The organism is Microbacterium sp. ZW T6_19 (genome assembly GCF_044987465.1).
Taxonomy (GTDB): Bacteria; Actinomycetota; Actinomycetes; order Actinomycetales; family Microbacteriaceae; genus Microbacterium; species Microbacterium natoriense_A.
In genome coordinates this window covers 1-15,983 of record NZ_JBJDRH010000011.1, presented here as the reverse complement: position 1 = coordinate 15,983, position 15,983 = coordinate 1, and the positions used below count along the sequence as shown (strand labels likewise).

General features: G+C 68.2%; 11 protein-coding genes. 8 read left to right on the top strand and 3 right to left on the bottom strand.

Features of this window, described 5'->3' with window-relative positions:
- Nucleotides 1-60 precede the first annotated feature (60 nt).
- Entirely contained in the window at nucleotides 61-3,312 is a 3,252-nt protein-coding gene (locus tag ACI3KT_RS15455) for a family 20 glycosylhydrolase (protein WP_404905401.1), read from the bottom strand.
- Between the two features lie 81 nt (nucleotides 3,313-3,393).
- Between ACI3KT_RS15455 and ACI3KT_RS15450 the strand changes: the two genes are divergently transcribed.
- Nucleotides 3,394-3,798 (top strand): RidA family protein, encoded by a 405-nt coding sequence (locus ACI3KT_RS15450; protein WP_307295302.1) that lies wholly within the window; start codon nucleotides 3,394-3,396, stop codon nucleotides 3,796-3,798.
- A 104-nt stretch (nucleotides 3,799-3,902) separates the two neighbouring features.
- Nucleotides 3,903-5,393 (top strand): L,D-transpeptidase family protein, encoded by a 1,491-nt coding sequence (locus ACI3KT_RS15445; RefSeq protein WP_404905399.1) that lies wholly within the window; start codon nucleotides 3,903-3,905, stop codon nucleotides 5,391-5,393.
- A gap of 134 nt (nucleotides 5,394-5,527) precedes the next feature.
- Here the strand turns inward: ACI3KT_RS15445 and ACI3KT_RS15440 are convergent, their stop codons facing one another.
- Nucleotides 5,528-7,747 (bottom strand): NADP-dependent isocitrate dehydrogenase, encoded by a 2,220-nt coding sequence (locus ACI3KT_RS15440; protein ID WP_404905397.1) that lies wholly within the window; start codon nucleotides 7,745-7,747, stop codon nucleotides 5,528-5,530.
- A gap of 162 nt (nucleotides 7,748-7,909) precedes the next feature.
- Between ACI3KT_RS15440 and ACI3KT_RS15435 the strand changes: the two genes are divergently transcribed.
- The 6 genes from ACI3KT_RS15435 to yicI all read left to right on the top strand — a co-directional run bounded on the left by ACI3KT_RS15435 (nucleotide 7,910) and on the right by yicI (nucleotide 15,157).
- Nucleotides 7,910-8,368, top strand: a complete 459-nt coding sequence (locus ACI3KT_RS15435; RefSeq protein WP_292910374.1) for an N-acetyltransferase — start codon at nucleotides 7,910-7,912, stop codon at nucleotides 8,366-8,368.
- A 212-nt stretch (nucleotides 8,369-8,580) separates the two neighbouring features.
- Entirely contained in the window at nucleotides 8,581-9,591 is a 1,011-nt protein-coding gene (locus tag ACI3KT_RS15430; RefSeq protein ID WP_404905395.1) for a LacI family DNA-binding transcriptional regulator, read from the top strand.
- A gap of 123 nt (nucleotides 9,592-9,714) precedes the next feature.
- A complete protein-coding gene (locus ACI3KT_RS15425; protein WP_307295293.1) occupies nucleotides 9,715-11,022 on the top strand; it encodes an ABC transporter substrate-binding protein in 1,308 nt (435 codons plus the stop codon).
- Nucleotides 11,023-11,082: 60 nt separating this feature from the next.
- A complete protein-coding gene (locus tag ACI3KT_RS15420) occupies nucleotides 11,083-12,045 on the top strand; it encodes a carbohydrate ABC transporter permease (protein ID WP_292910368.1) in 963 nt (320 codons plus the stop codon).
- Entirely contained in the window at nucleotides 12,045-12,926 is an 882-nt protein-coding gene (locus ACI3KT_RS15415) for a carbohydrate ABC transporter permease (protein WP_292910366.1), read from the top strand. Before ACI3KT_RS15420 ends, ACI3KT_RS15415 begins: the two co-directional genes overlap by 1 nt.
- Nucleotides 12,926-15,157 (top strand): alpha-xylosidase, encoded by a 2,232-nt coding sequence (gene yicI, locus ACI3KT_RS15410; RefSeq protein ID WP_307295287.1) that lies wholly within the window; start codon nucleotides 12,926-12,928, stop codon nucleotides 15,155-15,157. The genes ACI3KT_RS15415 and yicI overlap by 1 nt, the downstream gene beginning before the upstream one ends.
- Before the next feature lie 127 nt (nucleotides 15,158-15,284).
- Here the strand turns inward: yicI and ACI3KT_RS15405 are convergent.
- The coding region (locus ACI3KT_RS15405; RefSeq protein ID WP_404905393.1) for a hypothetical protein at nucleotides 15,285-15,983 on the bottom strand (699 nt) is incomplete at its 5' end.

The window sequence follows — 15,983 nt, the reverse complement described above, 5'->3', positions numbered from 1 at the left end:
TTACGAACAAAATTAATGCAACCCTCCGCGCGGAGACGGAGGGTCAGGGTTACCGAAACGTTATCTTACCTGCGACGCCACGACCCCGGCATCCGACCGCCGGAGAAGATGTTCGACGAGGCCGGCCACGATCTCCTCGCGCTGCTCGATCGTGAGCGGCTTGCCGGGGATCCCCGGCCTCCGCTGCGCGGGGGCAGGACCGTCGAGAGGACGATATCGCACGCCGGCCTCGGCCAGCCGACGAAGATGCGTCGGAAGGCGGCGCAGCAGATCCGCGACATCGCCGGGGTCTCCCCCGTCCCAGAGCCGCTCGGCGATCGCCGCGAGCCGAGGGAACATCGCGAAATCCACCCGGTCGCGTGTGGGCAGATGCTCCGTCCAGACGTTCGCCTGGCCTCCCAGCGCACCGGGCTCGACGCGCAGCGAATAGGCGCGTTCGATCGTCAGCGGTGGCCCCACCCTGATCGGCTCCTCCTCGGAATCCGACTGGGGGTAGTCCAGGTACGCCTCGAGATCGGGGCAGGCGATCACCGGGATGCCCCGCCGCAGCGCCTCGCGCATCGCGACCGGCCCCCTCCACGCGAGGATCTCGACGCCGTCGGGCACGTCTCCCTCGAGCACCTCGTCCCAGGCGAGCGCCGTGCGCCCATGGCTGCGCACCCGCTCGACGAACTTCCTCGTGAACCACGGCTGCACGTCTCGCGCCGTCGCGAGACCGAGAGCACGCATGCGTTCGCCCGCGGCGGCGCTCAAGGCCCATTCGGTCACGGGCACCTCATCCCCGCCGATTCCGATCCACGGAGAGTCGAAGATCTCGACCAGGGCGTCGATCGCGGCGCAGCCGAAGGCGAGCGACGCCTCGGTGGGCGCCAAGGTGCGCGGGTTCACCCCGAAGCGCTCCCACGGCCCCTCCGGCGCCTCGCCGACATCGACGTTTCCGAGCTCGGGGTACGCGGCCAGTGCCGCCTGCACGTGCCCCGGCAGCTCGACCTCCGGCACGATCGTCACGAAGCGGGCTCTCGCGTAGGCGACCAGCTCGCGCAGCTCTGCAGCGGTGTAGAAGCCCTCGTGCACCCCCGGCTCGACGGTCGAGAGAGGGCCGTGACCGAGCTGCGTCGCCGACCGTCGGGAGCCGACCTCGGTGAGCCGCGGATAGCCGGGGACCTCGAATCTCCAGCCCTGATCGTCGGTGAGATGCAGATGCAGAACGTTCAGCTGGTGGTCGGCGAGAAGATCGACGAGCCGGCGCAGGTCATCGGCCGGGTGGAAGTGCCGTGCGACGTCGAGCATCACCCCTCGCCAGGCGTACGCCGGCGCCCCCGCCCACGTGCCGGCGGGGACTCGGGACTCCACCGCCCCCGGCACCCTGAGCTGACGAAGAACGGTGGCGCCTCGGAACACGCCCGCGGCGCTCGCCCCTCGCACCTCGATGCCAGACGCTGCGACGGTCACCCGGAACGCCTCGTCGCCGACGCGCCCCGCGGCACGCGCTTCTGCGGCCAGCGACTCGTCGACCGTGAGACGGATGGGCGGCAGCGCGGGATCCGCGCGGCCGTCGGCCAGCCGGCCGAAGGCCTCGCCCTCGCCCTCGCCGACGACCGGGGTCGACGCCCGCCAGAGGAACGGCTCGGCGCCCGGGTCGATCTCGCCTCGAACATGCGGAACGACCGCGCGGTGCGCAGGCGGCGGCTTGCGCAATGCGGCGCCCGGCGTGGAGCCCGTGACCGTCCCGCCTGCCACGACGGGCACACCCGAGACGAGAACCTCCACGATGCCGATCGGCCGCTCGAAGGGCGACTCGAACGTGGCGCCCGCCGCGACCGTCTCCGAGTCGAACAGCACGAGATCGGCGGTCGCCCCCTCCCTGATCACCCCGCGGGGAGCATCGCCGAGATCCAGTCCCAGGCGCGCCGCCGGGTTGGCCGACAGATGACGCACGGCCTCTTCCAGGGACAGGATGCCGAGATCACGGGAGTAGTGGCCGAGGTAGCGCGCGAAGGTCCCCCGGCCGCGCGGGTGCGGGCGCGTGCCGACCAGGATGCCGTCGCTCCCGCCGCTGTGCCCCGGATGCCTCATGATCGCCTGAACGTTCTCTTCGTGGCCGATGTGCATGAGGACGCCGGTGGCCGCCGCATCCGCGACGATCGTGTCGAGCACCAGGTCGACCGCGCGGCGACCTGTATCGACGGCGATGTCGGCGATCGTTCGACCGACCAGACCCTCGAGCTGCGGATTCGACACCCCGGAGATCTGGATCGCACTCCAGTCGGCCTTCTCGCCGTGGAAGCCGTCGCAGCCGCGCTCCTCGAGCTCGATGCGCACCCCCTCGCGTCCTTCGGCATCGAGCGCCGAGATCGCCGCGATCAGATCTCCCGTCTCCGCGAGCCGCGAGGGCAGGAGCGCGGCGAGCGTGGTGGCGCCCGGCAGGTAGGGATAGCTGTCGAGCGAGACGTCGACACCGGCGGCGAGCGCCTCATCTACGAGCGCGAGCAGTTCAGCGGCGCGGCCACGGTTCGGGGCGAAGTTCATGGTCGCGTGCGTGAGGTGCACGGCGCACCCGGTGCGCCGTCCGATCTCGATCGCCTCGCGATACGCGTCGAGGGCTGCCCCTCCGTAACCGCGCGTGTGCGGAGCCCAGTACCCGCCGCGCTCCGCGACGATCCGGCAGAGCGCTTCCAGTTCAGCCGTGTCGGCGTACATTCCGGGTGTGTAGGTGAGACCGCTCGACATCCCGAACGCGCCGGCGTCGAGGGCGGCCCCGAGCGACTCGCACATCTCGGCCATCTCGGCGGGAGTCGCCGCACGGTTCTCGTGACCGACCGCCATCATCCGCAGGTTCCCCTGAGGCACGAGCAGAGCCGCGTTCGCGACCGTCGCCGCATCGACGGCCGCCAGGAGGTCGTCCATCGTGCGCCACGGAACATCGGCGGGCGTGCCGTTCCAGCCCGCGATCTGAGCGGGGATCACGGATGCCGAAGCGTCATCGAGCGGTGCGTAGCCGAGGCCGTCCTGGCCGAGGACCTCGGTCGTGACGCCCTGCATGATCTTCGCGTCATGTGCAGCACCGGTGAGGACGGCGAGCTCGCTGTGCGCGTGCATGTCGATGAATCCGGGGGCCAGCACGAGCCCTGCCGCATCGATCTCCGCCGCTGCGGCGGGAAGTTCGAGCTCGGTGCGATCCGCCGCACGCAGGACGGCGACGATCCGCGCGCCTTCGACGGCCACGTCGGCGACGAACCTCTCGGCTCCCGTGCCGTCGACGACCGTCGCTCCGCGGTACACCCGGACGGGCTTCTCCGAGCTCAGTCGCACGAGCGCACCGCCCGCGTGTCGAGGGAATCTGCGGCATCCGCAATTAGTACAGGCACCTAACAACGCTACTAGGCTTGCCGCATGACTGTGAAGACCCGCGTATCGACCGACGCCGCCCCCGCTCCGGCCCACACCTTCTCGCAGGGCGTGCGCAAGGGGCCGTTCGTGCAGGTCTCCGGCCAGGGCCCAGTCGACCCGGTGACCGGCGAGTATCTGCACATCGGAGATGTCGCCGCCCAGACCATCAGAACGCTCGAGAACGTCAAGGCGATCGTCGAAGCATCGGGGGCCACCTTCGACGACGTCGTCATGCTGCGTGTGTATCTGACGGCGCGCGAGGACTTCGCGACCATGAACGAGGCCTACGGCGCCTTCGTGACCGCCCATACCCCCAGCGGAGTCCTGCCTTCGCGCACGACCGTGTTCACGGGTCTGCCCCGTGAGGAGATGCTCGTCGAGATCGACGGCATCGCCGTCGTCGACTGAGCCGGGGCCGACGCGCGGGGCAACTTCACTCCGTTGCCTCCTCGTTACCTGCTATCGCGTACGATTGATATACCAAACACGTTGATCGCCGGGGGGTGAAGTTCGTGACTGATCTGATTTCTGCACCGGACGCTGCGACCGAGAAGACCGCTGAGGCGTCGTCTCCGGCTGACGCGTCCGCGACTGCTGTGCTCGCGAACGACGCCGACACCGCGGCGATGCCGCCGGTCGACGGCGAACAGCCCCTGGCGTGGGCCCCCATCGAGCCCGCACCCAAGAAGAAGCGACTGGGACTGTGGATCGGCCTGGGTCTCGGCGTCATCGCGCTCGGCGCGGGTGCCGCCTCGATGGTACTCATCGCACCGGGAACCACTGTCGCAGGCGTCCCGGTCGGCTGGATGACTCCCGGTGCCGCAGCCGACGCCATCAGCAACCACCTCGCAGGGACCACGGTCACGCTCACGGGCGCCGGCGACGACGTCGTGCTGACCGGTGCCGACCTCGGCGCCTCGATCGACTCGCGCGCCCTGGCTGATGAGGCCTTCGCCTCGAACCCGATGTGGAACGTCAGCGCATGGGGAACAGCCCTGCCCGGTGCCATCACGCTCGACCCGGCGAAGGCCGATGAGGCATTGCGTGACGCCGTTCCCACAAGCTTCGACGACCCCGTCGATGCCGCCGTCACCTTCGACGCGGCGACCGGCGCCTATGTCGTCGTCCCCTCGGAGACCGGCACAGCGATCAACGTCGCCGAGCTGACCGACGCGATCACCGAGACCATCGCCGACGGCGGCAAGAGCCTCGAGTTCTCAGGGGACCCGAGTCCGGCCATCGCCTCGGTCTCCGACGAAGACGCCACGACCGTAGCGACCTCGCTCAACACGATGCTCGGCAGCATCGGCTTCTACATCGGCGACGAGCGCACCGTGCCCGTCGATGCCGCCACGGCCGCGGGTTGGCTCACGGTCGTCGACACCGACGGCGAGCTCGGCATCGTCGCCGACCAGGCCGCGATCCAGGCCACGGTCGAGACCCTGCCCGCCCTGGTGGACCGCGCACCGGTGAACGCGGCGAACGTCGTCAACTCCTCCGGCAAGGTTCTCCGCGCCGAGACCGAGGGCGTCAACGGGCGGACGATCGGCGACACGTCGAACATCGCCGAGGACTTCGCCGCCCAGCTCGAGAACGGCGACGGCATCTACGACATCACCGTGACGGAGACGCCGTTCGCATCGGTCAACCTCGTCCGCACCGCCGATGTGAACCTCAGCACTCAGACCGCGAGCTTCTACGAGAACGGCCAGCTGGTCAACTCGTGGAAGATCTCGTCCGGTGCCGCCGGCCACGCGACCCAGACGGGCAACTTCACGATCCGCGCGCACGTGCGCATCCAGGACATGAAGGGCGCCGACTACATCACGAAGGACGTCCCGTGGGTGACGTACTTCAACGGCGACCAGGCCTTCCACGGCACGTACTGGCACAGCAACTTCGGTCATGTCATGAGCCACGGTTGCGTGAACATGCCGATCTCGGCCGCGAAGTGGGTCTACGACTGGGCGCCGGACGGCGTCGAGGTCTCCGTCCACTACTGATCCACGGATTCGCCGAAGGCGCCCGCCGACCTCGTGCCGGCGGGCGCCTTCGGCGTCTACCCAGACCCCGTACAACCGGACGCACGGAAAAGGGACCGGATGCCGTCGGCATCCGGTCCCTTCGTCACATCAGATCACGCGAGCGCGTCGATGATGCCGTTCAGCGTCGCCGAGGGGCGCATCACGGCGGTGACGAGAGCATCGTCCGGGCGGTAGTATCCGCCGATCTCCACCTTGTGACCCTGCACCGAGTTGAGCTCGGAGACGATCTTCTCCTCGTTCTCGGCGAGAGTCGCGGCCACCGGTGCGAAAGCTGCGGCGAGATCGGCGTCCTTCGTCTGCTTCGCCAGCTCCTGCGCCCAGTACAGGCTCAGATAGAAGTGGCTGCCGCGGTTGTCGATCGTGCCGAGCGCGCGGCCGGGCGAACGGTCCTCTTCGAGGAAGATGCCGGTCGCGGCGTCGAGCGTCTCCGCGAGGACTCGGGCCTTCTCGTTGCCGGTGCGGTCGGCGAAGTGCTCGAGCGAGGCGGCGAGCGCGAAGAACTCGCCGAGCGAGTCCCAGCGCAGGTAGTTCTCCTCGACGAGCTGCTGCACGTGCTTCGGCGCGGATCCGCCCGCGCCGGTCTCGAACAGGCCTCCGCCCGCGAGCAGCGGGACGATCGAGAGCATCTTCGCCGAAGTGCCGACCTCGAGGATCGGGAACAGGTCGGTGAGGTAGTCACGCAGAACGTTGCCCGTCACCGAGATGGTGTCGAGGCCGTGTCGCATGCGCGCGAGCGTGTAGCGGGTGGCCTCCTCCGGCGCGAGGATCGTGATCGTGAGGCCCTTGGTGTCGAGGGTCGCGAGACCCTGGTGCACCTTGGCGATGATCTGCGCGTCGTGCGAGCGATTCGCATCGAGCCAGAACACTGCGGGGTCGCCGGTCGCACGGGCACGGCCGACCGCGAGCTTCACCCAGTCCATGACGGGGATGTGCTTGGTCTGCGTCGCGCGCCAGATGTCGCCTGCTCCGACCTCGTGCTCGATGAGCACGGTGCCTTCGCTGTCGAGCACCTGCACGGTGCCGGCCGATGCGATCTCGAAGGTCTTGTCGTGGCTGCCGTACTCTTCGGCGGCCTGCGCCATGAGCCCGACGTTCGGAACGGTGCCGATCGTGGCCGGGTCGAGCGGGCCGTTCGCGATCACGTCGTCGATCACAGCCTGATAGACGCCGGCATAGGACGAATCGGGGATGACGGCGAGCGTGTCAGCCTCTTCGCCCTCCTTGCCCCACAGCTTGCCGCCGTTGCGGACCAATGCGGGCATCGAGGCGTCGACGATCACGTCGCTGGGCACGTGCAGGTTCGTGGTTCCCTTGTCGGAGTTCACGTAGGAGAGGCGAGGCCCTGCAGCGATGGCCTTGTCGAAGGCCGCCGCGATCTCGGCGCCGCCGGTGACGTTGACGAGCCCCGCGAGGATCGAGCCGAGGCCGTCGTTCGCGCTGAGACCCGCCTCCGCGAGCTGGGCGCCGTACTGGTCGAAGACGTCTTTGAAGAACGCCTTCACCACGTGACCGAAGATGATCGGGTCGCTGACCTTCATCATCGTCGCCTTGAGGTGCACCGAGTACAGCACGTCGTCGGCCTTGGCGGTCTCGAGGGTCTCGGTGAGGAACGCGTCGAGCGCGGACGCCGACAGGAACGTGGCATCGATGATCTCGCGCGGCAGGACCTTCAGTCCCTCCTTGAGCACGGTGACGGTGCCGTCGGCCGCCGTGTGGCGGAAGCTCAGCACGTCGTCGTGGGCCGCGACCCATGAGCGCTCGTTGCTCTTGAAGTCGTCATGACCGAGAGTGGCGACGCGGGTCTTCGAGCCCTCGGCGAAGGCCTTGTTGCGGTGCGGGTGCTTGCGGGCGTAGTTCTTCACGGCGAGCGGAGCACGACGGTCGCTGTTGCCCTCGCGCAGCACCGGGTTCACGGCGGAACCCTTGATGCGGTCGTAGCGCGCACGGACATCCTTCTCCTCGAGCGAGTTCGGCTCGTCGGGGAAGTCGGGGATGTCGTAGCCCGCCGCCTGCAGCTCGGCGATCGCGCCCTTCAGCTGAGGGATGGATGCCGAGATGTTCGGCAGCTTGATGATGTTCGCCTCGGGAAGGGTGGCGAGACCGCCGAGTTCGGCGAGCGCGTCGCCGACCTGCTGCTCGGGCGTGAGCTTCTGCGGGAAGGCGGCGAGGATGCGGCCCGCGAGCGAGATGTCGCGCGTCTCCACCTCGATGCCCGCCTGGCCGGTGTAGGCCTGGATGATCGGGAGGAAGGAGGCGGTGGCGAGAGCCGGAGCCTCGTCGGTGTAGGTGTAGATGATGGCGTCGTCGGTCACCGGGAGGTTCTCCGTTCGCGGGGTGATTTGTCTCGATACCAAGATACCTGAGCGGCTCGACCCCCGCTGGGCCGGCGAGCCCCGTCGCGGTCCCCGGCATCGCCCCCGCGAATTATGTCGCTGCTGCGTGTGCAGGCGCTCGCAAGGGGTTAGCCTGGGATCATGTCCGAACTGCGCTTGGTCGAACTCTCCGCCGCGACGATCGTCGCCGTGAACAACCTGTCGCTCAAGCCCGGGCAGGAACAGTTCCTCGCTCCCGTGTCGTACGGCATCGCCGCGACCGTGGTGAACCCGAAGACCTCATGGCAGCGCGTCATCCTCGATCGCAATGAGGTCGTCGGCTTCGTGAGCGCGAACTTCGACCCCGAGGCGCCGGAGGAGCACTTCCGCTCCGTGCTGTGGCGCATCAACGTCGATGCCGACGACCAGGGTCGTGGCGTGGGCCGTTTCGCGGTCGAGGCTCTCATCGCCGAGGCGCACGAACGTGGCGTCGAGCACGTCAACGTCATCTACGAGGCCGGCGATGGCGGCCCCGAGAACTTCTTCCGCCGCGTGGGATTCACGCCTGTCGGCGAGACCGCCTACGGCGAAGTCATCGCCGAGATCCGAGTCTCTTCCTAGACCGGCGGCGGGGTCTCGAATCCCCTCCCCCATCGAGACCTCGTCGCCCTCTCTGCTGGTCCCCCCTCGGCAGTCGCACGCCGCCCGCACGGTGATTTGTTGGAATGGACCACAAAAGCCTTGCGCTCGGCGTCGCCGTCGATCTATCATCACTGAAGAGGCGCAGGCGAAGCGCTTCGACAGCAAGTGAGCGAAGCGACGACGGAGTCCCGATGACGACGATCCACGAGGTGGCGCAGGCCGCCGGCGTATCGATCAGCACCGTGTCGTACGCGCTGAGCGGCAAAAGGCCGATCTCCGAGAAGACGCGTCGCCGTATCGAAGAGGCTGCCCAGTCGCTGGGGTATCAGCCCGACGCGGGCGCGCGGATGCTGGCGGGCCGCCGCACGCACATCTTCGCCCTCACCGAGCCGCTGCGCGCCGACACGCACGCGCCGACGCACATGGCGTTCGTCCTCGCCACCGCGGTCGCCGCGCGCCGTCGCGGGTACGACATCCTGCTTCTCACGGACGAGCAGACCTCGGAGGGGATGAACAGAGTCACGGCGAGCAACCTCGTCGATGCCATCCTCGTGCTCGATGTGGCCCCCGACGATGAACGGGCCGCGATCGCTCGCACGATGCGCACCCCGACGATCTTCATCGGCATCCCCGACGACGCGCAGGGACTCACCTGCGTCGACCTGGACTTCGAGGCGGCGGGGAGCATCGCGGTCGACCGCCTCGCCGACGCCGGGCACGAGCGCATCACCCTGCTGGGCCAGACCGAGGTCGCGTACCGCAAGTCCAACTTCCCCCGCCGCCTCCTGCACGGAGTGGAGGATCGGGCCCTCGAGCGGTGCGTCGCTGTCGACTGGGTCACGACGGGCACGGCCGCAACCGACGTCGCCGCCGTCCGAGAGGCGGCGGCATCTGCTCTCGATCACGGCCACCGCGCCTTCATCGTGCACGCCGTCGACGACGTGCACGAGGCGCTCCTGTCGGTCCTCGCCGAGCGGGAGCTGCGCGTCGGCCACGACGTGTCGATCGTCTCGGCGGCGGCGTCCTTCGACACGTCCACGCTGTCCGCCCCCATCGACACGATTCCGCTGATCCCGCAGCAGTCGTGCGAGCTCGCCGTCGAACTCGCCGTGCGGCACCTCGAGGACGGACCATCCTCGACCGGCATCCACCTTCTTCCGCCCGAGTACCGCACCGCCGGCTCTGTCGCTCCCCCGGGATAGACGGCGACTCCGCAACGGCGAATCGGCGTCTGCGCTATCGAAACGCTTCGACAAAGACCAACTGAACACCCGAACCACAACGCAGTGTCCGGCCCCAGGGCCACCGAGAAAGGAGTGCCGACGATGGCACGCAACACACGCAGGACCAAGACGCTCGCCGCGCTGGCCGCGCTCACCGCGACAGGACTCGCCCTGGCCGGCTGCACGCCGGGAGGATCCGACGAGGGCGGCGACGGCCAGACCCTGAAGCTCTGGCACTACGAGAGCGAAGACAGCGCGATGGGCAAGGCCTGGACCGAGGCCATCAAGATCTTCGAGGAGGAGACCGGCGCCAAGGTCGAGTTCGAAGAGAAGTCCTTCGAACAGATCCAGAAGACCGCGAGCCAGGTGCTCGACACAGACGCCGCCCCCGACCTCATGGAGTTCAACAAGGGCAACGCGACAGCGGGCTTCCTCGCCTCGACCGGCCTCATCACCGACATCTCCGACGCCGTCGACGAGTACGGCTGGGCCGACAAGCTGGCTCCGTCGCTGCAGACGACCGCCAAGTACTCCGACGACGGCGTGATGGGCGGCGACGCCTGGTACGGCATCCCGAACTACGGCGAGTTCGTCGGGGTGTACTACAACAAGGACGCCTTCGCCGCGGCCGGCCTCGAGATCCCCACGTCCTACGACGAGTTCGTCGACGTGCTCGACGCGTTCGTCGCGAAGGGCATCACTCCTCTGGCCGAAGCCGGCGCAGAGTATCCGCTAGGCCAGCTCTGGTACCAGCTCGCCCTGATGGAGGGCGACCGCGGCTTCGTCGACGACTACCAGCTGTACAAGGATCCGGTCGACTGGCAGGGCCCTGAGATCACCTCGGCCACCCAGACGCTCAAGGAGTATGTCGACAAGGGGTACATCGCCTCCGACGTCTCGTCGATCAAGGCGGAGGACGCCGGAGTCTCCTTCATCAACGGCACCTCGCCGATCTTCGTCTCGGGTTCATGGTGGTACGGCCGCTTCGTCAACGAGGCCACCGGCTTCGACTGGACCATGACGGCATTCCCCGGAGCGGACCTCTCGCTCGGGTCCTCCGGCAACCTCTGGGTCGTCCCCGAGAACGCCGCGAACAAGGAACTCGCCTACAAGTTCATCGACATCACGATGCGCCCCGAGATCCAGGCGATCATCGGCAACAACGGCGGCCTCCCGGTCGCGGCCGACCCCGCCGACATCACCGACCCGAAGAGCTCCGAGCTGATCGAGACGTTCAACGGCATCCTCGACCAGGACGGTCTGTCCTTCTATCCGGACTGGCCCGCACCGGGCTTCTACGACGTGATCGTGCAGGAGCTGCAGGGTCTCATCACCGGCAGCCAGGACGTGGAGACCACGGACGACAACCTCGGCAAGGCCTACGACGAAGGAACCGCGGACTTCCGCTGATCCGCTGATCGGGGGCGGTGTCCGCACGGATGCCGCCCCCTCCCCTCCTGGAGCATGAACATGTCATCTGCAACACGATCGGGCCGCACCGCGCTGCCGCCCGAAGAGCCGCTGATCCCGCAGCGCAGAGGCGGGACGGGGGCCTACTGGCTCTACCTGCTCCCCGGCTTCGCCCTGCTGCTGATCGTCGTGATCGTCCCCCTCCTCTGGAACGTGTACCTCACTTTCACCAAGTGGAAGGGCGTGCGCACCCCGGAGTTCATCGGCCTGGAGAACTGGCAGAAGCTGTTCACCGACGAGGACTTCTGGACGTCGTTCCAGAACTCGGTGTGGATGATCATCGCGATGGTCGTCGTGCCGACGATCGTCGGACTCATCGTCGCCGCGCTCCTGTTCGACGTGATCGGCCGCAAATTCGGCGGCAAGGTCGGCAGCTTCCTGCGCGCCACGTACTACCTCCCGCAGATCCTGCCGATCGCGGTCGCCGGCATCGTGATCGGCTGGATCGTGCGCCCTGGCAAGGACGGCGCCCTGAACCAGATCCTCAGCTGGTTCGGCATGCCCGCCTACGACTGGCTCGGCCAGATGCCGTCGGCCCTGATCGTGCTGATGGTCGTCATGGTCTGGGTGCAGCTCGGCTATCCGGTCGTCGTGTTCATGGCGGCGCTCCAGCGGGTCGACCCCGAGCTGTACGAGGCGGCCGAGCTCGACGGCGCCAACTGGTTCCAGCGCTTCTCCGCCATCACGATGAGCATCATCCGCCCGGAGATCTTCGTCGTGACCCTGACCTGCACGATCGCGGCCCTCAAGGTGTTCGGCCCCGTCTACATCATCACCCGCGGCGGCCCCGCGGGCTCCACCCTGGTCCCCGCGTTCTACGCGTACCAGGAGTTCTTCACGAAGCGGAACGTCGGCTACGGCGCCACCATCGCCACCGTGCTCACGATCGTCGTGGTCATCGTGTCGATCGTGTTCATCCGCGTGCAGAACTCGATCGAACGCAAGGAAAGGGCGGGCCTGTGATGAGCGCCACCACTCTGATCGTCACCGGCAAGGCCAAGAGGGCCCGAGGCGGCATGACCAAGAAGCGCGGCATCGACTGGCTCATGCTCGCCCTCGTCGTCATCGGCGCCGTGCTGGTCGTCGCGCCCTTCTACCTGGTGATCGTGAACTCGTTCAAGTCGCCGACCGATTACGCGACCTCGGGCCCCCTGGCGCTGCCGCACGAACTCGACTTCACCGGCATCGTCAAGTTCTGGGAGCGGGTGAACTTCCCCCAGAAGGTGTGGAACTCGATCCTGATCTCGGGTGCGGTCGCGGTGCTCGCCGTGGTCATCTCGATGCTGAACGCCTTCGCGATCGGCATCGGACGCGTGCGCGGACGCACCTGGATCGTGCTGCTGTTCCTGCTCGCGAACCTGCTCCCGCAGGAGGCGCTGCTGTACCCGCTGTACTACATGTTCAAGTCGGTCGGACTGTACGACAACGTGCTCTCCGTGATCATCATCTTCACGGTGATCCAGGCCGCGTTCGGCACGTACCTGCTCTCCAGCGTGTACGGGACTTTCCCCAAAGAGGTCCTCGAGGCTGCGTCCCTCGACGGGGCGAGCCGCTGGCAGATCCTGTGGCGGGTCGTCTTCCCGATCAGCCGCCCGACCCTGTCGGTGCTGCTCATCTTCTTCTTCATCTGGACGTGGAACGAGTTCCTCATCCCGCTGACGTTCCTCGCGTCGAACGACAATCAGACCGTCCCCGTGGCCATCAGCGTGCTGCAGGGCGATCGGCTGATGGACGTCACGACGACGAGCGCCTCGGCTCTGCTGGGCATCATCCCGACGCTCATCTTCTTCCTCATCTTCCAGCGCACCCTCACGCGCGGCATCACCGCAGGAGCAGTCAAGTAATGAAGTTCACCGATGGTTTCTGGCAGCTCCGACCCGGCGTCGACGCGCTGTACGCGCAGGAGGCCTACGACATCGACCGGACGACGACGCCTGATGGAGACGGTCTCGTCATCACCGCTCCGACCAAGGTCATCTCAGGGCGCGGCGACACGCTCAACAGGGCGGTGCTGACCACGACGCTCTCCTCCCCCGCCGAGGGCGTCATCCGGGTGCGCATCGTGCACCACGAGGGGGCCGTCGGGCACGGCGGGTTCGATCTGCCCGGTGCGGGCTCGGCGACGGCATCCGCTTCGGTGTCGGATGCCGGAGGCGTGCTGGATGCCGGCTCGCTGGTCGCCCGGATCGCACCCGGCGCACCGTGGAACCTCTCGTTCGAGGTCGACGGGCGCCGCGTCACCGGCAGCGGCCACCGCTCTCAGGGGTACGTGCGTCTCTCGGCGGACGCCGCGGTCGACGCGGGCGTCGTGAGCAACACGCAGTACGACGCCGGCATCCCCGCCGCGTCGACCTACGTGCACGAGCAGCTGGAGCTGGCAGTGGGCGAGCTCGTCTACGGACTCGGGGAGCGCTTCGGTCCGCTGGTGAAGAACGGGCAGACCGTCGACATCTGGAACGCCGACGGCGGCACCTCGAGCGAACAGGCCTACAAGAGCGTGCCGTTCCACGTGTCGAGCCACGGCTACGGCGTGCTCGTGAACGACCCGGGTCACGTGTCGTACGAGATCGGCTCGGAGGCCGTCGAGCGCGTCCAGTTCTCGGTCACGGGCGAGGCGCTCGAGTACTTCGTCATCGCGGGCCCCACCCCGAAGGACGTGCTGCGCCGCTACACCGCGCTGACCGGTCGCCCTCCCGTCGTGCCCGCCTGGTCGTACGGCCTGTGGCTGTCGACCAGCTTCACGACCGACTACGACGAGCAGACCGTGAACTCGTTCATCGACGAGATGGCCGCCCGGGAACTCCCCGTCTCGGTGTTCCACTTCGACTGCTTCTGGATGCGCGAGTTCAACTGGAGCGACTTCGAGTGGGATTCCCGCGTGTTCCCGGATCCCGACGGCATGCTCGCGCGTCTGCACGACAAGGATCTGCGCGTGTGCGTGTGGATCAACCCCTACATCGCCCAGCGTTCGGCGCTGTTCCGCGAGGGAGCCGACCTCGGGTACCTGGTCACGCGCCCCGATGGCTCGGTGTGGCAGTGGGACCAGTGGCAGTCGGGCATGGGCCTTGTCGACTTCACGAATCCCGATGCCACGGCCTGGTACCAGTCGAAGCTCCGTGCGCTCGTGGATCAGGGCGTCGACTGCTTCAAGACCGACTTCGGCGAGCGCATCCCCACGGATGTCGAGTGGGCGGATGGCAGCGACCCCGAGCGCATGCACAACCTCTACACGCAGCTGTACAACCGGGCGGTGCACGACGTGCTCGTCGAGGCGAGGGGCGAGGGCGACGCGGTGCTGTTCGCACGATCGGCGACGGCCGGCGGCCAGAGCATGCCGGTGCACTGGGGCGGTGACTCGACCTCCACGTACGTGTCGATGGCCGAGACGTTGCGCGGAGGACTCTCGCTCGCGCTGAGCGGTTTCGCGTTCTGGAGCCACGACATCGGCGGATTCGAGGGCACGCCGGATGCCGGGGTGTTCAAGCGCTGGACGGCCTTCGGCCTGCTCGGCTCGCACTCGCGGTTCCACGGTTCGAGCTCGTATCGGGTGCCGTGGGCGTTCGACGAGGAAGCCGTCGAGGTGACGCGTCGTTTCACTCACCTCAAGATGCGGCTGATGCCGTATCTCTACCAGCAGGGACTCGATGCCGTCGAGACGGGCATTCCGCTGATGCGTCCGATGGTGCTCGAGTTCCCCGACGATCCGGCCACCGGCTATCTCGACCGGCAGTACATGCTGGGCTCCTCGCTGCTCGTCGCCCCGGTCTTCAGCGCCGGCGGTGATGTGGAGTTCTACCTGCCGGCCGGCGAGTGGACGTCCCTTCTCAGCGGCGAGACCGTGACGGGCGGGGGCTGGCGACGCGAGACGCACGGGTTCGATTCGCTGCCGCTCTATGTGCGCGCGGGCACGCTCCTGCCCTGGGGAGCACGCACAGATCGCCCTGACTACGACTACCACGAGGGTCTCGTGCTGCGGGTGTTCCCCGGTGGGAGCGGCGACGCATCCGTCGTCGTGACCTCCCCCGACGGCGTGGCGCGCACCTACACGGCCGACCTGGAGACGCCCACGGAGTGATGCGGTTCTGAGGTCGCGATCGCCGAGACCCTAGCCCATTGACGAGACCCCCTGCATCAGCAGGGGTCTCGCCGACAAGCGGGGGTCTCGGCGTCCGTCCCGTCGGGTACTCGGATGCCGGCAGCCCTCAGCGGTCGTCGCGCGGGCGCTTGCGCGCGGACCAGGCGGCGAACGCCGCAGACACGGCCCCGGCGGCCTGGTCGATGGCCTCGGCAGACTTCGACAGGACATCCTGTGCCGCTTCCTGCCATGCCGTCGGCGGCGCTTCACCCGCGAGCACCCGGGCCCGGTGCTCCGCCGTTTCGAGCGCGCCCTCGAGGTCTGCGACCGCGTCGCGGTACGCCGAGTACGCGGCTGGCGTCGGAGTGTGCTCGGCCTCCCGACGCAGGTCGTTGGCGCGACCGGCGGCCCGCAGATAGGCGGCGGTGGCCGGCTGACGCACGTCCGTCATCGCCGGGTAGGAGATCTGCAGAGCCGGGTCCGTCTCGTACCGCATCCACCGGGCGGTGATCGTCTCGTGCTCGGCCCGCAGGCGCTCGAGCGGGCGCGGAGCGGATCCCTGAGGCAGGGCGGCCTTCGCGGCGCTGAGCCGCACTCTTCTGACCCGGACCTCGGCGTGTACCGCCTTCATGTCGCGCTCCCGCTCTCGCAGCATGCGGCGAGCTCCGGCGACGCGGTCCGCGCTCACCCTGCCCACATCGCGCTCGGCCGCGATCCGCGCGAACTCGGCTCGGGCCACCTTGAGCTCCAGGCGGCGTTCGGCCACCGTCTGCTGCGCCGCCTTGAGGTCGTGGCGCTCGGCGGTCGGGGAGGCGCCCCGCCGTCG